Source organism: Streptomyces sp. CNT360 (genome assembly GCF_000424785.1).
Window position 1 is genome coordinate 97404 of record NZ_KE384245.1, and the last position, 19897, is coordinate 117300.

Here is a 19897-nt window from a genome sequence, read left to right on the forward strand (position 1 = left end):
GCACGTACGCCGCCGCCGGTGTCCCGCACCGCTGGCGGCCGGAGAACAGCGGCGGCGTCACCGTCGGTCCTCACGCCTCCGGCTGCGGGCTCACCCCCTTGCACAGCGGGGTGTCGTCGTGGGAGCCGGGCACGGCGGAGGCCCGGAGGGCACGGAAGCGGTCCAGGTAGGCGGCGTGGACGGGGCCGCTGTCCACCTTCAGCAGGGTCTCGTCGTTCTTGGTGAGGGCCGGGCCCGAGTAGTTGTGACTGCCGGTCCACACGAGCGCGCGGGTGGCTCCGGCGTACCGGCCCGAGACCGCCAGCGTCTTGGAGTGGACGACCTCGCGGGAGGTTTCGGGGTCGCCGTCGTCGTCGTAGTGCAGACACCGCACGTCCGGTCCCGCGGAGGTGTGCAGGGCCTCCCATGTGCCGGGCGAGCCGGTGCTGTCCTTGCTGTCGGTCTGGGCGTAGACGATCTGCACGTCGCAGCCCTGCCGTTGGAGCGAGGCGAGCTTGTCGGCGACGCCCTGGCGGGTCAGCTTGAACATGGCGAGCCGCACCCGGGTGCGGTGGCTTCCCGTGGCGTCGTTCCACCGGCAGGTGACGTTGTCCAGGATGCCGGTCACGGTGTCGCCGCCCCGCGGGCGGGGGAAGAAGTAGCCGGTGTAGGGCGAGGCGTTGGTGCGGGTGTAGCGCCAGGAGCTCCGGTCCGCCGCGGCGAGCTTGTCGAAGTAGCGGCTGTAGGCGCTGTGGATGCCGCGCTGGGAGACGACCATCGCGTCGTTCCAGAACTTGGTGTAGCTGCCGGTCGACAGGTTCGACGACGTCTGCACCACGACGTTCCGTAAACCGCCCGAGTGGGAGAAGAGCCAGAACTTGTTGTGCGCGATGGAGTTGCCCGCGCCCGAAGCCCCCAGGCAGGACCGGTTCTTGGGGCAGAGCCGGACGAAGGACCGTTTCGTCCGGTCGGTGCCCAGCGCCTTGCGCAGGATGGCGTAGGACGTGCTGGAGGGCATGGAGCTGACGCTGGACTCGTCGAGGACGACCCGCACGTCGACGCGGCGCTTCTTCGCGGTGTGCGCCGTGGCCAGCGCGCGGGCGATCTCCGCGTCCCAGAAGTGGTAGAGCGCGACCTTGATGGTGGAGCGCGGTGCGGCGGCCTTGATCCGGGCCAGCAGGTCGCTGCGGATGGCGCGTTGCTGGGCCGCGGTGCCGTTCGGCCGGTTGAAGACCGGCCCCGTGCCCGGGGCGGTGGCCGCCGCGGCCGGTGGGGGAGCGGCAAGGGCGAGCTGCGCGCCGAGCAGCAGGGCGAGGGGTGGTGCGGCGGCTCTCGAACGTGACAAAGGGGTCCCTCCTGGCGGACGGTGCGGGCCGCGTCCTGGCGGTACGGCCATGGCCGGGATGCGGACATGACCTGAGTGCCGGGGCGACCGGGCGGTACGGACGTGACCGGTGCGCCGTGTGGTTGCCGCCGGTACGGCCGCGCGGCTCCCACCGGCACGCCGAGGCGACCGGTACGACCGCGTCGCCAGCGAGGCTAGGGACGAGTGGCGCCCGGTCCCAGCGGGTCCCGGTGTCATCCGTTATGCCTGGGGCTGGTGTGACGCAGATATACGGAAGGGCCCCGGGAGGCGAATCCTCCCGGGGCCCTGCACCGTTCTGCGCTCCTGTGCGCCGGTGTGCGCCGCACGCGCCGCCCGAACGGGTGACGCCCGCGGGCGCCTTGCGGCCGTCGCGGCGTTCGCGCAGGTCAGCGTCCTACGTCGAGACCACGTCCTCCGGGTCGGCCGGGGCGCTCGGCGCCTCCGACTCCGCCTCCTCGGCGGCCTCCTCCGCCTCCCGCTGGCCGGGGATCTCGGCAGTGCGCCGAGCGACCCGCGCGTTGCGGGCCTCCGCCTCGGCGGCCAGCTCCAGCGCGGCCGCGTTGAACCGGGCGAGCGACGGCGGGTCGGAGGGGCCCAGCAGGTGCGTCTTGAGCTCCTTGCGCGCCCGCACCAGGGCGTCCTTGGCCGGGTCGCGCACCGACTCCAGCAGGGCCGGGATCTGCTCCGCCTCCGGGGTGAGCACCGTGCCGGCCCGCACCGTCGGGAAGGTGTGGCGGAACTCGTCCTCGGTCATCCCGCTGGTGTTGGCCACGGCGTACGGCTTCTCGCTGCTGAGGTAGTCCGAGACGACCGAGGAGACGTCCGAGATCAGCAGGTCCGCCTGGTTGAAGCAGGTGAAGATGGCCGGACGCGGGCCGGTGACGATCTGGTGCTCCGCCACCGGGAAGGACGCCCAGTAGGCCGCCTCCCACGCCTCGGTCGCCTCGCGCACCCGCTCCGCGTTGCCCTCCTGCGGGGTGCCCTGGACCTTCATGCGCTCCATCTCGTCCGCGCTGGAGCGGAACGCGGCCGTGGTGACCGCGTCCAGCGCGACGGTGCGGCGCTCCAGTTCGGCGGCGGCCTGCGGGTCGCGCCGGCCGGTGTCGGCGCGCTCCGCGTTGGCCTGCGTGATCATGGCGCGGATGCGCTGGTCCGCGGCGCCCGCGCGCGGGTCGACCGAGCCGGTCATCGGGTGCGGCTTGTACAGCAGCCGCACCCTCGGGTCGGCGAGCAGGTGGCGGACGATGTTCTCGCCGGCGAGCACCACGGAGGTGTTGCCCGGGTTGCCGTCCCAGCCCTCCCAGGTGGGGGCGTACAGCACCGTCGTCCAGCCGTCCGGGGAGGTCGTGGCGCGTGCCTCGGCGTGCTCGATGGGGCTGAGCTGGGGGCGGCCGACCTCGACCACGTCCCTGTCGTCCACGCCCACCTCCGCGAGCGCGTACCGCTCGCGCGCCGCCTCACCGGCCACCCACACCTGGTCGTAGGCCTTGGCGTACGGGTTGCAGGAGGAGAGCTTGTCGGACTCGCCGTGGTTGATGAAGGCGTGCTTGAGGGTGGGGATGCGCAGCACCTGGGACGTCTTGCCGGAGTTCGCCGGGTGCAGCAGCACCTTCAGCGTGGAGTGCTCCAGGTGCATGAGGTGGGCGACCTTGGGGATGCACACGATCGGGATGTCGGTCGCCTCGATCTTCTGCACCATGAACCGTTCGCGGAGCACGATCAGCGGCCGCCCCTCCAGCTCGGCCAGGGTGCTCAGCCACATGTTCGCCTGGTAGGCACTGGTCGTGCCGCCGGAGAAGTACATGCCCACCGTCGGCTGGTACGCGGCCAGCCACTTGTCGAGCCAGGCCATGACCTCCTGCTCGCTGCGGGAGCGCTTCTTGGGCAGCAGCCAGGTGCCCAGATACACGGCGCTGCCCAGCGACAGCAGGAAGCTGCAGCTCACCCCGACCAGGCCCCACTCCTGCTGGGAGAGGGCAGCGCTGAGCATCAGCCCGAGTGTGCCGGGGACGGAGAAGCGCAGCAGCCGGCGGCTGGGCTGCCGGGCCAGCAGCCGGGAGGGCGCGTCGGTCAGGCGGAGCGCCGAGGCGTCGATGTTGCGGGTGACGACCGGCAGGGTGCGGGTCCGGCGTACGAGCTGGGCCACCGCCTGGCACAGGAAGTGCGCCGCGTAGGCGATCAGCAGCAGCAGCGTGAGCGGGCGCTCTATGTCGGGCGGCACGTCGGGGATCCGGACCAGCCCGATGACGATCAGCATGTCGCGGAGCAACTGCCGCGTGGTGACGTCGAATCGGACCTTTCCCAGCAGCGCCAGCAGCCCCGGCTGCTGGTGTGTCAGGTACAGATCGAGAGCGAGGCCCGCCAGGGAGGCGGTGACGAAGACGGGCACGTTGGGAAGCAGCGCACCCGCGAGCTGCGCGGTGTAGAACACCGCCAGCGCGAGCAGCGCCGCGAGCTGCACGGCGCGTCGTGTGGAGAGACCGGCAGAGGGCACGGGCTGGGCTCCTGGCATGGAGATCGAGGGTTCGAGGGCACCTCGATGGACGAGGTCGGACGAGGACGGATGAGGTCGGACGAGTGGCCGGTGCGGGTGGCCAGAGTCGACCACTGACCGTATGACGCCCGTGGGTCAAGTGACAATCTTCGACAGCCCCGGATGCGTGCTTACCTGGTCAAAGGTAACCATCCGCAGCCGTCCGTTGCGCGAAACGGAGGAGCGCCCCGGACCAGCGCTGACGTAGATTGCGGCGAGGATCCGCGGTCCCCGGGCGCGGGGGCGCCCACTGTCGCGCTCGGCGCCTGTGGCGCTCCACCGTGACACGGTCACGCAGCGTCGCGGGCCGAGGCGTGCGCGGCGGCCCGGACACACCGCGACGGCACCGGAACGCGCCGGGCCGGCGCCGGGGAGCCGTGGCACAAGGACGCGCCGTGACGGTACACAGACGTGCCGTGGCGGCCAGGAACGAGCCGTGGCCCGGAGGCGGGCCGGGCGGCACGGGTGCGAGGGGTACGTACGGACGTGGCAGGTAACAGGGACAGCACGGACGACGGGCGTGGCAGCGGGCCGGGGCAGACCGGTGACGCGGCCGGACCGCGCGGAAGCGCGCCCCGCGAGCCCGGCGGCGCGGCCCTCCCGCACACCGGCGCGCCCGACGCCTCCGACGGGCCGGCCCACCCGCACAGCGGCTCTCACCGTGAGGCGGTCAGGCGGGCGCGGCGGGTGGTCGTCAAGGTGGGCTCCTCCTCGCTGACCACCGCCGCGGGCGGGCTGGACGCCGACCGGGTGGACGCCCTCGTCGACGCTCTCGCCCAGCACGCGCAGCGGCAGGACTGCGAGGTCGTGCTGGTCTCCTCCGGTGCCATCGCCGCCGGGCTCGCCCCGCTGGGCCTGGGCAAGCGCCCCCGTGACCTGGCCCGCCAGCAGGCGGCCGCCAGCGTCGGCCAGGGACTGCTGGTGGCCCGCTACACCGCGTCCTTCGCGCGCTACGGCCGCCGGGTCGGCCAGGTGCTGCTGACCTCCGACGACACCAGCCGCCGCGCCCACTACCGCAACGCCTACCGCACCCTCGACCAGCTCCTGACCATGGGCACCGTGCCCGTCGTCAACGAGAACGACACGGTGGCCACCGACGAGATCCGGTTCGGCGACAACGACCGGCTGGCCGCGCTGGTGGCCCACCTGGTCCGCGCCGACCTGCTGGTCCTCCTCTCCGACGTGGACGGGCTCTACGACGGCAACCCGGCGACCCCGGGCACCCGCCGCATCGCCGAGGTGCGCGGCCCGGACGAGCTGGCGGGGCTCGACATCGGCAGTGCGGGCAGCGCGGGCGTGGGCACCGGGGGGATGGTCACCAAGGTGGAGGCCGCCGGGATCGCGGCCGGCGCCGGGGTGCCCGTGGTGCTGACCTCGGCCGTGCACGCGGCGGACGCCTTGGCGGGGCGCGAGACCGGCACCTGGTTCCATCCGACGGGGCGACGCGCGGCGGGGCGGCTGCTGTGGCTCGCGCACGCCTCGGCCCCCACCGGGGCGCTCACTCTGGACGAGGGGGCCGTACGGGCCGTCGTGGACCGGCGGCTCTCGCTGCTGCCCGCGGGCATCGCCGGGGTGGAGGGCGACTTCTCGGCCGGTGACCCGGTGGAGCTGCGGGACGTCCAGGGGCGGGCCGTCGCGCGGGGACTGGTGAACTTCGACGCGAAAGAGCTGCCCCGGCTGCTGGGCCGCTCCACCCGGGAGCTGGCCAGGGAGCTGGGTCCGGCCTACGAGCGGGAGGTCGTGCACCGCGACGACCTGGTGGTGCTGCGGCCCTGACCAGCTCGTACCCAGCGCATCCGTACAGGTGAGCGGTGCGGTACCCGAAGGAGAGAGGGAAAAAGTCCAGCCTTTCCATGGACACCTTCCGCAAAACGGCCCCACGCGGCCTCGCGGACTGGTCAACTTTGACGCGGGCGGTGCGCGCGGCACGTGCACCCGCACGTGCACACGCCCTCCTCGCCGCACACACCAGCACCACTCCAGGAGGCCCCCGGTGAGGCGACTGGCCAGCGTCGACACGGCGCCTGCTCCCCAGCCGGCAGAACGAGTCATTCCCCAGTCCGCGGAGCGGATCGGCTCCCGGCTCTGGCACATCACGCTCAGCGTCGCCGGCCGGGAGGCGCCGCTGGCCGAGGTGCGGCGCGCTCTTGAGCAGCTCGCCCACGACCACCCGTTCCTGCTCACCAGCCGCTACGCCAACGATCACGCCGAGATCCGCTACTGGGAGGAGGCCGACGACCTGCACGACGCGGCCGCCGTGGCGCTGCGCCTGTGGGGCGAGCACCGCTCCTCGGCCAAGCTGCCGCCGTGGGAGATCGTCGGTCTGGAGGTGATCGGCCGCGAGACCTACCGTCAGCGCGTCGCCGAGGGGTACGGTCCGCCACCTGCCAGCCCGATGGGCGTCCACCCGTTCTGACCGGGGCCCCCGGAGCCGCCTGGTTCCCCGGATCCGGCGGTCGTGAGACGGCGGGGCGGCCCGAGGTCGGCCCCGGCTACCATGCGCGCCATGAGCGCACCCCAGACCAGCGCGGCCGAGGCCGGCGCGTCCGGTACCGACGCCGCCGCCCCGGCCGTGGACAGCCCCGTCCTGGCGGCGGCCCGCCGGGCGCGTACGGCAGCCGCGGCCCTCGCCCCGGCGCCCCGCACCACCCGTGACGCGGCGCTGGCCGCCGTCGCCGACGCGCTCGTGGCGCGTACCGGCGAGATCGTCGCGGCCAACGCTGACGACGTCGCCGCGGCGCGCGCCGCCGGCACCGCCGAGTCCGTCGTCGACCGGCTCACCCTCACCCCGGAGCGGATCGCGGCCATCGCCTCGGACGTCCGCGACGTGACCGCGCTGCCCGACCCGGTGGGCGAGGTCCTGCGCGGTTCGACCCTGCCGAACGGGGTGGAGCTGCGACAGGTCCGCGTCCCCCTCGGTGTCGTCGGGATCATCTACGAGGCCCGCCCCAACGTCACCGTCGACGCTGCCGCGCTCTGTCTGAAGTCGGGCAACGCCGTGCTGCTGCGGGGCTCCTCCTCGGCGCACGCCTCCAACGCGGCGCTGGTGGCCGTCCTGCGCGACGCAGTGACCGAGGCGGGGCTGGCTGCGGATGTCGTACAGCTCGTCCCCGGACAGGGCCGCGAGAGCGTCACCGCGCTGATGCGCGCCCGCGGTCTGGTGGACGTGCTCATCCCGCGCGGCGGCGCCTCGCTGATCAGGACCGTGGTGGAACAGTCCACGGTGCCCGTGATCGAGACCGGCACCGGCAACTGCCACGTCTACGTCGACGAGCACGCCGACCTGGAGACCGCGCTGGCGGTCCTGGTCAACTCCAAGGCCCAGCGCCCCAGCGTCTGCAACGCCGCCGAGACCGTGCTGGTGCACGAGGGGATCGCCGACGCGTTCGTGCCGCGCGCGCTGGAGGCGCTGGCCGGTGCGGGCGTCACGGTGCACGGCGACGCCGCCTGGCAGCAGGCGGGTGGCCGGACGGTACTGCCGGCGGGTGACGAGGACTGGGCGCAGGAGTACCTCTCCTACGACATCGCGGCAGCCGTCGTCCCCTCGCTGGACGCCGCCGTGGAGCACATCCGCACCTGGTCCTCGGGCCACACCGAGGCGATCGTCACGGCCGACACCGCGGCAGCGCGCCGCTTCACGGCGCTGGTGGACTCCGCAGCCGTCATGGTCAACGCCTCCACCCGGTTCACCGACGGTTCGCAGTTCGGCTTCGGCGCCGAGATCGGCATCTCCACCCAGAAGCTGCACGCGCGCGGGCCCATGGGCCTGCCCGAGCTCACCTCGACCAAGTACGTGGTCACCGGCGACGGTCACATCCGCCGCTGACGGAGCGCCGGGAACGGGGCGGGGCATCCGGGGTTCTCCCGCCCGATTCCCGCTCGCCCTGCCCAAATTGACCGCATAGGTCTACGCTGGACGGCGTGCCGGACGACGTGGGGGGCCAGCCGTTCCCGGACGGCGAGGAGCCCGACTACCGCGACCGCGGGGCAGCGGACGACGAGTTCGCCTCCGTGGTGCTCGACGAGGATTTCGTGCGTGCCGCGCGGGTGCACGAGCCGAGCGCGGTGGAGCGGGTACGCGCGGCGGCTGCTCAGTCGCACGCGGAGCACACCGAGCACACCGAGCATGCCGATCCGGACGGCCCGCGCGTTGCCGACGACCCCTTCGGGTACCGCCGGGGCAAGGGGGAGTTCCCCTATGACGACCCCGACGAGGACGACCTCTTCGAGGACGACCCGGACGCCGAGGCGGAGGACCTCGACCGCTACGACCGCTACGACCGCTTCGGCCGCCGCGGCGCGTACGGCGGACCCGGCGGGCTGCCGCCGGACCTGGACGCGTACGAGCACGGCGCCGACTTCGGGTACGCGCACGGCGCCTACGGCCCCTACGCGGCGCACGACGGCGTCCCGCGCCCCTACCGTGGCCACCGCGCCTGGCAGCGCCCGGTCGCCTGGGTGCTCGCGGTGGTGATGGGGATCGGTGTGGTCGCCCTCGCCTTCTCCGCCGTCTACCGGGGCGGCTCCAGCCAGCGCCAGGAGCCCGCGCCACCGCCGGCCAGCACCGGCGTGGAGTCGGCCGAGCCGGGTGCGCTGCCCACTGCCACCGCCGAGCCGCCCGGCGGCTGAGCCCTGACGGGCGCGTTCCGCCGGGCGGTCGAGCCCCGGCAGCCGCAGCTCCGCGGCGCCGCCCACCCCGCCCGGCCCGAGCCGCGCAGGCGGTGGCCGGAAGCGGGGAAAAGCACAGGGAAACAAAGCATCCGCCGTCCGGCAAGTTGTCCGGGACCGCGCCGTTCGCCTCTTCCCGCACGGTCCTACCCTGGTGTCATGGCAGGGCGAGTGGAACCTCCTGACGGCACGCCCGAAGGGGCTCCCGGCGGCGACGACGAATACCGGTCGCTGGTGTTCGACGAGTCGTTCATCAAGGCTGCGCGGCTCCAGGAGTTCTCCGCGGCCGAACGGCTGGAGGACGAGGAGCACGCCGCCGTCCGCACCCGCTCGGAGTCCGAACGGGACACCAGAACGGGACTGAGCTTCTCCCGGCAGGGCCTGATACTGGTGCTGCTGATCGCCCTCGCCTTCGGTACCGCGATCTACATGGGCATACGGAACCCCTACCGCTCGCCCACCAAACCGGAGGCGGAGCCCATGCACAGCGAGCTGATGCCGCTGGCGCCCCTCGACCCGGTCCCGGGGGCGAGCCCCGCCGATCTGTTCGAGGGCAGCCCGGCCGCGGGCTTCGGCAAAGGGGCCGATGGAGTGACGTTGCCGTCCTCCGTCCGGAGCAGCGCCCACTTCTCGCAGAGTCAGGTGCAGGCCGCCCTGGTGGGGGCCAAGGATTACATCGTGCGCAGCTCCGTGGACCCGCAGGTGCTCCGGGGCGCGGAGCGGCCGGTCCGGATGCTGCTGGGCGTCCGGCAGCAGCGGCAGTTCGACCGGAGCGTGCGTGAGCCGCGCAACGACGGCCGGCACGCCGCCACCGCCTGGATGGTGCGCTTCGACCCGGAGAAGGCCGCGCTGGCCAGCGACCAGGTGCGGGTCCGCGGCACGCTCACCGTCCAGGAGGTCTCGGCCAACGCCCTGGAGGTCACGGCCGATCACGTCTTCGTCTACGCCGTACGGCCCCCCGACACCGCCGAGGACGGCAAGGGCGCCGACGGTGGCAAGAACGGTGGGGACGGCGAGGGCGGCAACCCCGACAACCCCGACAACGCCGACAACGCCGACAAGGGTGACAACGCCGACAAGGGCGTCGACGCTGGCAACGCTGACGAGGAGGGCAAGGCCGTCGACGACGCGTCGCTGTTCTCCGTGCGGCGGGAGGTGCGCTTCCACTTCGAGCGCGGCGACCTGCACGACCACCATGTCGCACTGCGCCAGGTCTCGATGCGCGCGGGCCCCATGAACTGCGGGGAGGACCCCTCCGACAGCCTGGCGCCGCTGCTGGCGGGGGAGAGGGCCAAGGACGCCGGAAAGGCGGGGACCGACCCCTATGCGCGGGGCCGGTCCACCGACTCGATGTGCGGGCTGCTGGCGCCCAGCGCCCAGCCCGACCCGGATCACCCCTACCGCGCCGGAAGCTGACACGTCGGCCGTCGCGGTGCACGGCCGTGATCCGGGCCCCGCGGGGAACTAGCCCGCGTCGGAGCCGCCCCGCGGGCCGGTGCCGTCCGAGCCCCCGTCCCCGCTGCCGGACGGTCCGTTGGCCGGTCCGCCGTTCGATCCGCCGTTCGCCTCGCCCTGGCCGCCGCCCGAGCCGCGGCCCGTGAAGGTGTCGCGCAGCCGGCCGCCCACGTCCCCGACGCCGCCCGCGATGTCCCGGACGATGCCCATCAGCGGATCCTTGCTGTTGCGCACCGACTCCGAGTAGTGCGAGGCGGACTCGCGGAAGGAGTCGCGTACGGACGCCTCCCGGTCCTCGTCGCGCCGCGGGTAGTGGCCGTCCATGATCCGCTGGAAGTCGCGGGTGTGAGCCCACTTCTTCAGCTCCGCGGCCCGCACGGTGGTGAAGGGGTGGCTGCGGGGCAGCACGTTCATGACCTTGAGGACGGAGTCGCGCACGTCGCCGCCGGCCTCGTACTCGTCGGCCTGCGCGAGGAAGGCGTCCACGTTCATCTCGTGCAGGTGGTTGCCGCCCGCCAGCTTCATCAGGCCCCGCATGGACGCCTGCAGATCCTGCCCGACCAGCAGCCCGGCGCGGTCGGCCGACAGCTCCGACTTGCGGAACCACTCGCGCAGCGCGACCACCAGCGCCCGTACCGCGACGCTGCCCAGCGGGATCCAGGCGATCTTGATGGCCAGGTCCGAGAGGAACAGCAGGATCGTCCGGTAGACGGCGTGACCGGAGAGCGCGTGCCCGACCTCGTGGCCGACGACCGCCCGCATCTCCTCCTCGTCGAGAAGTTCGACCAGGCCGGTGGTCAGCACGATCACGGGCTCGTCCATGCCCACGCACATCGCGTTGGGCTTCGGGTCCTGCGTCACGTACATCGGCGGGACCTTCTCCAGGTCCAGGATGTAACAGGCGTCCCGCAGCATCGCGTTGAGGTGGGCGAACTGCTGGTCGCTGACCCGCACCGAGTCCGAGAGGTACAGCAGCCGCATGCTGCGCTCCGGCAGCAGCCCGCTGAGCGCCTTGACGACCGTGTCGAAGCCGCTCAGCTTGCGCAGCGAGACGAGCGCCGAGCGATCGGTCGGGTGCTCGTACGCCCGGGACGAGATCCCCGGAAAGCGCCGCCTCTCGCGGCCCGGCAGGCGCTCCGTACCGCCAGTGCCGTCTGTCATGGTGTTTCCCCCTCCTCGACTGGGCTGTCCACACTAGAGGGTGGGACGCGGAGCGAGGCCTTCCCGTTGCGTCCCGCCCGCCTCCCCTCGCCGCCGCGCCCCGAGGGCTCCGCCCGTCTGGGCTGAGTCGGCGTGAGGTGCCGACAGGCGGCCGCTTACGATGTGGCTGCACAGTTCCTGTGCCGTCACGCGGTGCGCCGCGCCGGGCGGTACCGGAACGCGCCGCCCACTGTCCGCGCCTCACGGGATAGGTTCTGCCGACGATGACGCTGCCCAGCACCGCACACGACGCCCTGCTGACCCTCGCCGCCGGCGAGCACGGGGAGAGCGCGCGGCACGAGAGCCTCAGCCCGTACCTGACGGGCGGGGGCGCGCTCTTCGCGCTCTTCCTGCTGCTGTGGATCACCACCCGCTTCAACCGGGACCGCTGAGCGGGCCCCGGCGCGGGCGTCCGCACGCGGTCTGTCGGATCGGCACAGGTAGGGTCGGCCCGCATGGGAGAGCACATAGTGCCGGGTACCGGTAAGCGGCGGCTCGGCGTGATGGGTGGCACCTTCGACCCCATCCACCACGGCCACCTGGTGGCCGCCAGCGAGGTGGCCGCGCGGTTCCACCTCGACGAGGTCGTGTTCGTCCCCGCCGGGCAGCCGTGGCAGAAGAGCCACAAGCAGGTCTCGCCCGCCGAGGACCGCTATCTGATGACGGTCATCGCGACGGCGTCGAACCCGCAGTTCTCCGTCAGCCGCATCGACATCGACCGCGGCGGCAGGACCTACACCATCGACACGCTGCGTGAACTCGCCGGGGCCAACCCCGACACGGACCTGTTCTTCATCACCGGCGCCGACGCCCTTTCACAGATCCTCAGTTGGCGCAACACCGAAGAGCTGTTCTCGCTGGCCCACTTCATCGGTGTCACCCGTCCGGGGCACGCACTGGCCGACCCCGGCCTGCCCCAGGGCGGCGTCTCCCTCGTGGAGGTGCCGGCGCTGGCCATTTCCTCCACCGACTGCCGCGCCCGGGTGGAACGCGGCGACCCTGTCTGGTATCTCGTCCCCGACGGCGTGGTGCGGTACATCAGCAAACGTGCGCTGTACCGGAGCGGCCCAGGGGAGGAGTCGCGAGCGTGAGCGACGGTTACGGATACGGCCCGTCCGACCCGCACGGACCACAGCCCGAGATCATCGGCTACGACGAGTACGGCAGGCCCGTGTACCGGCGGCAGGACTCCTACGGTCCCCGGGGAGGCGGCGGGAGCGGCTACGGCACGCCCGCCGACGGCACCTACGGCCAAGGCGGCACCTACGACGGGAGCGGCTCCCCCTACGGCGAAGGGGGCGCTTACGCCGGAGGCGGCTCCTACGGCGGCAACGGCCCGTACGACTCGGGTGCCCCGTACGAGACCGGCCCCTACGGCGTCGACGGCGGCTCCCCCGGTGCCGACAACTCCTACGGTGCCTTCGGCCGCTCCGAGGGCGCCCAGCAGGCGGGCCACGCGACGTACGGCGGCCACCCGGGGCGGCCGGGTGACCCGGCGGAGGGGTACGGGTACGGACACGGCTCCGGCGCCTACGACCCGTACGGACAGCAGCAGCCGCAGCAGGCTCCGCACCCGGCGCAGCAGCAGGCACCGTCCCAGCCCGGGCGACAGGCGCAGCACGGCCCGCAGGCCCGGCCGGGGCCGCATCCGCAGGAGTCGTCCTCCGCACAACAGGAGGAGTACCGCACCGAGGAGTTCGCGTTCGTCGAGGAGACGAGCGACGATTCCGAGGACGTCATCGACTGGCTCAAGTTCACCGAGTCCCGTACGGAGCGGCGCGAGGAGGCCAAGCGGCGCGGACGCAACCGGACCGTGGCGCTCGTCGTCGCGCTGGCGCTCGTTCTGGCGGGCGGCGTCGGCTACCTCTGGTACGCGGGCATGCTCCCGGGTACCGGCGGTGGCGACGACGCCAAGAACGCGACCGCGGCGGGTCAGCACCGTGACGTCGTCGTCGTCCATCTGCGCGAGGAGAGCGGTGCCAGCTCCACCGCGCTGCTCGTCGACAACGCCGGTACCGGCCAGGGCACCACCCTGCTGCTGCCGAACGCGCTGGCCGTCACCACGGAGGACGGGACGACCACCACGCTGGGCCGTTCCGTCGACGACCAGGGCGCCGGCCCCACCCGGGACGCCCTGAACACGCTGCTCGGCTCCGACATCAAGGGCACCTGGCGGCTGGACACGCCCTTCCTGGAGAAGCTCGTCGAACTCGTCGGCGGCATCTCCCTCGACACGGACACCGCCGTGCCCGGCGCGAAGAAGGGCTCCTCCACGCTGGTCGAGCGGGGTACGGCGCAGAACCTGGACGGGCGGGCCGCCGTCGCCTACGCCACCTACCGCGGTCAGGGCGAACCGCAGGGCAAGCAGCTCGCCCGCTTCGGCCAGGTCATGCGCGCGGTCCTCGGAAAGATCTCCGCCGAGCCGCGGGGCGCCACCAGGACCGTCGAGTCGCTCGGCCAGATCCCCGACCCCTCGCTCTCCGAGTCCGAGCTCGGCCCCTCCCTCGCGAAGCTGGCCGCGCACGCCAAGAAGGGCGACTACCGCACCCAGGTACTGCCCGTGCAGGCGAACGGCACCCTCGGTGAGCAGGCCGGCGACAAGATCGTCGCGAAGGTCCTCGGCGGCACCGTCAAGAACTCCGACCCCCACGCCGCGCCCCGGGTGAGCCTGAAGAACGCCACCGGCAGGCGGGGGCTGGACAACACGGCCTCCGTCGCGCTGGTCAACGGCGGCTACACCGTCGTCAAGGGCGGGAACGGCGCCGCCCGCACCGCCTCGCTGGTCACGTACGCGAAGGCGGCCGACAAGGACAAGGCCCAGCAGATCGCCAAGACCCTGGGGCTGTCCGGCAGCGCCGTCCGCAAGGCCGAGGGCGCCGCGAACGCGGACGTCACGGTCGTGCTGGGCGCCGACTACAGGGGCTGAGTCCCGGCGCGCGGGCGTGAGATCCTGGAATACGACATGCTTCCGACCCGAAAGCCTCGCCTGTGACCGCCACGGACCGTTCCCACGAGCTGATCGACGTCGCCGCACAGGCGGCGGCCGACAAGCTCGCCCACGACATCGTCGCCTACGACGTCAGCGATGTGCTCGCCCTCACCGACGTCTTCCTCCTCGCCTCCGCACCCAACGACCGGCAGGTCAAGGGCATCGTCGACGAGATCGAGGAGCGGCTCCTCAAAGAACTGGGTGCCAAGCCCGCACGCCGCGAGGGCGAGCGGGAGGGCCGCTGGGTGCTGCTCGACTACGTCGACATCGTCGTCCACGTCCAGCACAGCGAGGAGCGCGTCTTCTACGCCCTGGAGCGGCTGTGGAAGGACTGCCCCCAGCTGGAGCTGCCCGAGGACGCCAAGGCGACCCGCGGCAAGGGCGCCGAGCACGCACAGGCGGCCGGGGGCTCCTCCGAGGAGGACCCGACGGGCCCGGCAGACCCGGCGGACGAGCTGGACGGAGAGCTGCGCTGAACGGCACGGCAGCGGTCCGGAACCGCAAGATCGTTCTGTGGCGGCACGGGCAGACGGCGTGGAACCTCGAACGCCGGTTCCAGGGCACGACCGACATCCCGCTCACCGACGCCGGGCTCGACCAGGCCCGCCGTGCCGCCCGGCTGCTCGCCGCGCTGCGCCCGGACGCGATCATCGCCTCCGACCTGCGGCGCACCGTGGTCACCGCCACCGAGCTGGCGGCCCTCACCGGGCTCGACGTCACCTACGACGAGGGCCTGCGGGAGACCTATGCGGGGGACTGGCAGGGGCTGACCCACGAGGAGATCGTGGCCCGCTACGGTGAGCAGTACGCGGCCTGGAAGCGGGGTGAGCCGGTCCGGCGCGGCGGCGGCGAGCTGGAGACGGAGGTCGCGGACCGGGCGGCCCCCGTCGTCGAGCGCAGCGCCGACAAGCTGCCGGACGGCGGGACTCTCGTCGTCGTCAGTCACGGCGGCACCATCCGCACCACCATCGGCCGGCTCATCGGACTGCCCGCGCCCACCTGGGAGGCGCTCGGCGGCCTCTCCAACTGCAGCTGGTCCGTCCTCGGTGAGACGGTGCGGGGCTGGCGGCTCATGGAACACAACGCGGGCAGCCTGCCCGAACCCGTACTCGGGGACGACGACTGAACGGCACCGAACCGGGTGGTCGCGCAGCCGATTTCTCATTCGGCCTGGCCACCCGCTAAGCTGCTACTCGTTCGCGGCGCTCAGGCGCCGGAGCGCGGGGCTATAGCTCAGTTGGTAGAGCGCTTGCATGGCATGCAAGAGGTCAGGAGTTCGATTCTCCTTAGCTCCACGCAAGCGAGAGGCGAGGTGTGCATGAGCACCCTCGCCTCCTTTGTCTCTGCACGGCCTCGCCCCGCGTGGCGGGGGCTTCGCCACCCGCGCCCCCGGGCCAGGGGGCTTCTCTGCGTCCATGCTGCCGCAGCACCTTCCCGCGCCGTATCCGCCAGCCCTTCCGGCGCCTCCCTGCCGACGATCCGCAGCGAGGAACGTAGACGGCGCGCGTGTCGGGAGGACTCGACCCGCTGTAGCAGTGGCTCGACACGCAACAACGGCGCCTCGGCATCCCTCCACGCGCCCAGTCGCACGAGCGCGTCCAACTCGCACAGCACAGCGCTCGGTTCCCGACGTCCGCCGCTCCTGACCTCCGCCGCACTCTGCTGCAGGTGCGGCAGTGCTTCCTGCGGCCCGGGTCCAGAAGCGCTTCCCGCCGATGCATTGCTACCTCTGCGTCGCCGGGCTCTGCGCAGGCGGGGCCCGGTCCCGCGCAGGCTGCCTGCCATGACACACACCCCCTCGCCCACAAGTCCGCGCAGCAGCCGCGGGTTCGCAGCACCCGTCGAGTCTTCAGTGAAGCCGACGCCACTGACAACGGCTCCGCACACGCCACCCGAGCCGGTGGCTCCCGGCCGTCCGTCCGCCGAGGGCCGCGCCCCGGGTGGCTGCTGGCGATCGTGCTCGTCGGCCGGTTCATGGCGCTGCTGGACAGCTTCATCGTCCACGTGACCGCCCCCGAACTGCGCGTGGACCTCGAACGCCTCGGGCGCGGGTCTCCAGCGGGTGGTCGCCGGCTGCACCTTCGCCTACGCGGTACTGCTGATCACCGGCGCCCGGCTCGGCGCCCTGCTGGGCCACGACCGGGTCTTCCTCGCCGGGCCGGCCCTCTTCACGGCCGCTTCGCGTGCCTGTGGCCCGGCGACCACCGCCGGTGCGCTCATCGCCTTCCGGTCGCCCCAGGGCGCCGGTGGTGGTGCCGTGATGCTGCCGCAGGTGCTGAGCCTGATCCAGCGCACCTTCACCGGGCTGGCCCGGGCCCGCGCGCTGGGCCTCTACGCCGCGGTACTCGGCACGGGAGCGGCTGCCGGGCAAGATATTCGGCGCCGTCCTGATCGGTGCCGACCTGTTCGGCTGGGGGCGGCGGGCCGTGTTCCTGCTCGACGTCCCGGTGGGGCTGCTCCTGCTGGCCGTCAGCCCTGGGCTGGTAGGCGTGCGCGGGGAGGCCCACTGCGGAGCGGAGGAGCGCCGCGCACTCGACCCCGGGCTCGCGCTGCTGGCCGTCGTACTGGTGCTGTTCACCGTTCCGGTGGTGCTCGGATGCGAGCAGAAGTGGCCGCTGTGGGGGTGGGCCGCGCTGGCGTGGAGCGGACTGCTGGTGCCGGTCTTCGCCCGGTACGGGCGCGGTTGGCCCGGCGGGACGGGAGGCGCTGGTCGCGCCCCGGGTGCTGCGGGCGCCCGGCATGCAGACGGCCCGTCGTACGAGTCTTCTGCATGATGGCGGTCAACGTCGGCACCATGCTGGTGCTGCACCTGCAGAGCGGACCGGGGCTCTTCGCACTGCGCGGGGCTGTCGGTGGTGCCGATGGCGCCGGCGTTCGCCGTGGTCGGCACGGTCTGGCGCCGCCTGCCCGCCTCCGGGCACCCTCGGCTGCCTGCTGTCGGTTTCGCGGGGGCCGCGGTCACCTTCGGGGGCTCGCGGCACTGCTGAGGTTCGGCCAGGACGGCGGTGGGTGGTTCCTCGCCCGTGTGGCTGTTCTCGGGGTGGGTATGTCGCTCTCGTACAAGCCGGTGCCGGCCCGTGCGCCGGCGCAGGTGCGGTCGGGCGGAGGCGGCCGACGCCAGTGGTCTGCTGGTGACCACGGCCCAGTTCGGCATGGTGAGCGGAGTGGCCCTCTCCGGGGCGGTCTTCCTCGCACCTGGGGCTCGCCGCAGGGCCTGCCGCCTCGGCGCGGCCCTGGTCGTCACCTGCGGGGGGCGGTTGCGGGCATGCTCGCCGGTGCCCTGGCCGGACTGCTGGCCGCCCTGGCGGGTCCCTCCCGCAGGGGCCGGGAGGGCGCACGCGGGGGACAGGGGGGAGATCGTTGACCGGGCCTTAGTCCAGGCGACGGAACGTGGCAGAATCGTGACGGCTGGAAGGGGGAAGGCCAAGGGGAGGGACGAGTGCGATGCCGGCGACGGTCCTCGGCGAGGACGCCACCGAGCCCGCGGTCGCACACCCCCGGCCCCGTCAGGAGCACCCCTCGGGTGCCCCGGACAACCTGCAGTGCCCGTCCTGTGGTTCGGTAAACGTCGCCCAAGTGCTCGGCGACAATGGAGGAGTGTCCTACGTGTGCACGGCTTGCGGCCACATCTGGAGCTGAGTGAGCGATGGGTGCCCACAGCAGGAAGTGCGACTGGTGCGGCAGTGGCACCCCGATCGTGCGCGACATGGAACCGGTCAACAGCGCGTACCAGTACTGGTGCGAGGACTGTGCGCGGGCGCTGATCATAAAGGGCGACCCGATCGAGACGTACCGGGAGCTGGACGGCGAACCGATCTACGGCCGCCTTCTGGAGGCCCACTGCACCCTGAAACGGTTCTACTCCTTCGCGACCGCCTGACCCCACGCGGCGCGGTCGGCCCGCGCCGTCCTGACCGCCGCACGCGCCCCCGCACCCACCTGTGGGACGCCCGCCCGGTGCGCCCCCGCCGCTCCGTCCGGGCGCCGTTTCCACAGGGCGCGCAGTACGAGTACCGCCGTCAGGACGAGGAACGCCGTTCCGGTGAGCGGGTAGCAGGCGGACAGCAGCATCTGGCCGGGGCTCTGGTGCAGTTCGGGCGCCCGCGCGGCGTCCGCGTCGCGGGGCACCCACCACAGCGCGTACGAGCAGAACACCAGCCCGATGGCCGCCGCCGCAGCCGGCCACCAGCGGCCCATGCGGTGGTGCGCCTCCGCGCCCAGCAGCAGTACCAACGGCACACACCACACCCAGTGGTGCGACCAGGAGATCGGACTGATCAGCAGGGCCGTCACCGCGCAGGCGACGGCGCCCCAGGCGGGGGCGTGGGGGAGCCGCCGCGGTCCCGCCAGCGTGGCCGCCACGGCGGTGCCCAGGCCCAGCACCGCCACCACCAGGGCGGCAGCCGCCCACGGTCCTCCTGGATCACCGGTGTGCAGCGCACGAGCCACGACACCGCTCAGCGACTGGTTGTCGGTGATCTCCGTCCGTCCGACGCGGCCGGAGTGGAAGACCACCTCGCCCCAGAAGCGCCGCGAATCGTGCGGCAGCACCAGCGCGGACAGCGCCACGGTGCCCAGGAACGTCGCGGCTGCGACAGCGGCCTGCCGCAGCCACGGGTTCCACAGCTGGGCGGCGCTGCCCGAACGGCGCATCTGCCGGTACCCGCGGGCCAGCCCGCACAGGGCGAGGAGAACCGCGAACAGTGCCGGGGTGAGCTTGATGCCCGCGGCGACACCGATGCCCACCCCCGCCCAGCGGTGCCCGGGCCGCCGTGTCAGGTCCCACAGCACCAGCACGGCCAGCAGCAGATTGATCTGGCCGTAGCGCAGGGTCGTCCACACCGGTTCGCACCACACGGCCACGGACGCGACGACCAGGGCCGCAGCGGCACGGGGCGCACGCAGCGGGCGGCCCAGCAGCCGCAGCGTGAGATGGACGAGCACGACCAGCAGGCCGAGGTTGGCGAAGGTGGCCACTGCGCGCATGTCGGCCACGCCCAGCAGCGTCAGCGGTATGAACAGCAGCGCGGCGAACGGCGGGTAGGTGGTGGGAAGGTCGGCGTGGGTGGCGCGCATCGCATACAGGTCGTAGCCGTTGCGCACGGTCCAGCCCTCGGCCCGGTAGACCATCAGGTCGATCATCGAGGCGCCCGCCGTGCGCTGTGCCGCCCAGAATGCCGCGAAGGAGACCATGCACAGGGCGAGCGCCAGCGTGACCGGTCTGCGCAGCAGATACGCCCTGAGCGCCGGTGCTCGTTTGCCTTCGGCGACCTGTTGCAGCGTGCTCACGGGCCGACAGTACCGGCCCTCCGGCAGCCGGAGAGGGCGGGCCGCACCTGGAGCGATGAGAGCCGCGGAAACCGATTTGGCAGAACACCGTGGACCCCGTGTAAGCTGGCGGAGCCGCTGCGGGGAAGACCCCGGCGGATCACCCCCGGGGCTATAGCTCAGTTGGTAGAGCGCTTGCATGGCATGCAAGAGGTCAGGAGTTCGATTCTCCTTAGCTCCACGTAAGCGAGAGGCGAGGTGTGCTCACGGTGTGCGTGAGCCATCTCGCTTCCTTTGTTTTTGCGCGGCCTTCGCCGCGCGTGGCTGGGGCTTTGCCACCCACACCCCCTCGGAGAGGGGTGCCCGTCTTCGTCAGGGCGGGGTGTCCCTCTGTCTTCAGCGGCCTGGGCGTTCCTCTTTCACCTGGAGGCTCGGGGTG

17 protein-coding genes and 2 tRNA genes are annotated in these 19897 nt (G+C 72.7%); 15 read left to right on the top strand and 4 right to left on the bottom strand.

What is annotated here, in order from left to right; genetic code table 11:
* Positions 1 to 70: 70 nt before the first annotated feature.
* Both H297_RS0129700 and H297_RS0129705 read right to left on the bottom strand, forming a co-directional pair.
* A complete protein-coding gene (locus H297_RS0129700; protein ID WP_051352287.1) occupies positions 71 to 1324 on the bottom strand; it encodes a phospholipase D-like domain-containing protein in 1254 nt (417 codons plus the stop codon).
* A 415-nt stretch (positions 1325 to 1739) separates the two neighbouring features.
* The gene (locus H297_RS0129705) at positions 1740 to 3839 is read right to left on the bottom strand and encodes a hypothetical protein (RefSeq protein ID WP_027740021.1); all 2100 of its coding nucleotides are present in this window, start codon (positions 3837 to 3839) and stop codon (positions 1740 to 1742) included.
* A 726-nt stretch (positions 3840 to 4565) separates the two neighbouring features.
* On the opposite strand from H297_RS0129705, the gene proB reads away from it, so the two are divergent.
* From proB to H297_RS0129730, 5 genes are all read left to right on the top strand, one after another.
* Positions 4566 to 5654 (top strand): glutamate 5-kinase, encoded by a 1089-nt coding sequence (gene proB / locus H297_RS0129710; RefSeq protein ID WP_027740022.1) that lies wholly within the window; start codon positions 4566 to 4568, stop codon positions 5652 to 5654.
* Positions 5655 to 5871: 217 nt separating this feature from the next.
* Complete coding sequence (locus H297_RS0129715) at positions 5872 to 6294, top strand: hypothetical protein (RefSeq protein WP_027740023.1); 423 nt, start codon at positions 5872 to 5874, stop codon at positions 6292 to 6294.
* A gap of 81 nt (positions 6295 to 6375) precedes the next feature.
* On the top strand, positions 6376 to 7704 hold the full coding sequence (locus tag H297_RS0129720; protein WP_486589722.1) for a glutamate-5-semialdehyde dehydrogenase: 1329 nt from the start codon (positions 6376 to 6378) through the stop codon (positions 7702 to 7704).
* A 95-nt stretch (positions 7705 to 7799) separates the two neighbouring features.
* Positions 7800 to 8507 (top strand): SCO2584 family spore wall biosynthesis protein, encoded by a 708-nt coding sequence (locus H297_RS0129725; RefSeq protein ID WP_027740025.1) that lies wholly within the window; start codon positions 7800 to 7802, stop codon positions 8505 to 8507.
* 198 nt (positions 8508 to 8705) lie between these two features.
* Positions 8706 to 9962, top strand: a complete 1257-nt coding sequence (locus tag H297_RS0129730) for an SCO2583 family membrane protein (RefSeq protein ID WP_027740026.1) — start codon at positions 8706 to 8708, stop codon at positions 9960 to 9962.
* A gap of 48 nt (positions 9963 to 10010) precedes the next feature.
* On the opposite strand, the gene H297_RS0129735 is transcribed toward H297_RS0129730, so the two are convergent.
* Positions 10011 to 11162 (bottom strand): M48 family metallopeptidase, encoded by a 1152-nt coding sequence (locus H297_RS0129735; protein ID WP_027740027.1) that lies wholly within the window; start codon positions 11160 to 11162, stop codon positions 10011 to 10013.
* A gap of 263 nt (positions 11163 to 11425) precedes the next feature.
* On the opposite strand from H297_RS0129735, the gene H297_RS43840 reads away from it, so the two are divergent.
* The 9 genes from H297_RS43840 (at position 11426) to H297_RS0129780 (ending at position 18070) form a co-directional block, all read left to right on the top strand.
* Complete coding sequence (locus tag H297_RS43840) at positions 11426 to 11593, top strand: hypothetical protein (protein ID WP_037795722.1); 168 nt, start codon at positions 11426 to 11428, stop codon at positions 11591 to 11593.
* A gap of 63 nt (positions 11594 to 11656) precedes the next feature.
* Complete coding sequence (nadD, locus tag H297_RS0129745; protein WP_027740028.1) at positions 11657 to 12292, top strand: nicotinate-nucleotide adenylyltransferase; 636 nt, start codon at positions 11657 to 11659, stop codon at positions 12290 to 12292.
* A complete protein-coding gene (locus tag H297_RS0129750; protein ID WP_027740029.1) occupies positions 12289 to 14127 on the top strand; it encodes an LCP family protein in 1839 nt (612 codons plus the stop codon). The genes nadD and H297_RS0129750 overlap by 4 nt, the downstream gene beginning before the upstream one ends.
* Positions 14128 to 14189: 62 nt before the next feature.
* Positions 14190 to 14666, top strand: coding sequence for a ribosome silencing factor (gene rsfS, locus H297_RS39145; RefSeq protein ID WP_037795724.1), 477 nt, complete (start codon positions 14190 to 14192; stop codon positions 14664 to 14666).
* Positions 14663 to 15316, top strand: coding sequence for a histidine phosphatase family protein (locus tag H297_RS0129760; RefSeq protein ID WP_027740030.1), 654 nt, complete (start codon positions 14663 to 14665; stop codon positions 15314 to 15316). The genes rsfS and H297_RS0129760 overlap by 4 nt, the downstream gene beginning before the upstream one ends.
* 96 nt (positions 15317 to 15412) lie before the next feature.
* Positions 15413 to 15485, top strand: a tRNA-Ala gene (locus tag H297_RS0129765).
* 1131 nt (positions 15486 to 16616) lie between these two features.
* Positions 16617 to 16964 (top strand): hypothetical protein, encoded by a 348-nt coding sequence (locus tag H297_RS43845; protein ID WP_027740031.1) that lies wholly within the window; start codon positions 16617 to 16619, stop codon positions 16962 to 16964.
* Between the two features lie 670 nt (positions 16965 to 17634).
* Positions 17635 to 17829 carry a hypothetical protein gene (locus tag H297_RS44660; RefSeq protein ID WP_078514818.1) on the top strand — a complete coding sequence of 65 codons (195 nt, stop codon included), beginning with the start codon at positions 17635 to 17637 and terminating at the stop codon, positions 17827 to 17829.
* Between the two features lie 7 nt (positions 17830 to 17836).
* The gene (locus tag H297_RS0129780; protein WP_019358162.1) at positions 17837 to 18070 is read left to right on the top strand and encodes a hypothetical protein; all 234 of its coding nucleotides are present in this window, start codon (positions 17837 to 17839) and stop codon (positions 18068 to 18070) included.
* Here H297_RS0129780 and H297_RS39155 read toward each other — a convergent pair.
* Positions 18049 to 19479 carry a glycosyltransferase 87 family protein gene (locus H297_RS39155; protein ID WP_051352288.1) on the bottom strand — a complete coding sequence of 477 codons (1431 nt, stop codon included), beginning with the start codon at positions 19477 to 19479 and terminating at the stop codon, positions 18049 to 18051. The genes H297_RS0129780 and H297_RS39155 overlap by 22 nt on opposite strands.
* Before the next feature lie 147 nt (positions 19480 to 19626).
* Here H297_RS39155 and H297_RS0129790 point away from each other — a divergent pair.
* Positions 19627 to 19699, top strand: a tRNA-Ala gene (locus H297_RS0129790).
* The last annotated feature ends 198 nt before the right edge of the window (positions 19700 to 19897 follow it).

Bases quoted from the DNA above. Each gene is read 5' to 3' on its own strand.
- H297_RS43840 (WP_037795722.1), top strand. From the start codon at position 11,426: ATGACGCTGCCCAGCACCGCACACGACGCCCTGCTGACCCTCGCCGCC.
- H297_RS0129730 (WP_027740026.1), top strand. From the start codon at position 8,706: ATGGCAGGGCGAGTGGAACCTCCTGACGGCACGCCCGAAGGGGCTCCC.
- H297_RS0129720 (WP_486589722.1), top strand. From the start codon at position 6,376: ATGCGCGCCATGAGCGCACCCCAGACCAGCGCGGCCGAGGCCGGCGCG.
- H297_RS0129735 (WP_027740027.1), bottom strand. From the start codon at position 11,162: ATGACAGACGGCACTGGCGGTACGGAGCGCCTGCCGGGCCGCGAGAGG.
- nadD (WP_027740028.1), top strand. From the start codon at position 11,657: ATGGGAGAGCACATAGTGCCGGGTACCGGTAAGCGGCGGCTCGGCGTG.
- H297_RS44660 (WP_078514818.1), top strand. From the start codon at position 17,635: ATGCCGGCGACGGTCCTCGGCGAGGACGCCACCGAGCCCGCGGTCGCA.
- H297_RS0129780 (WP_019358162.1), top strand. From the start codon at position 17,837: ATGGGTGCCCACAGCAGGAAGTGCGACTGGTGCGGCAGTGGCACCCCG.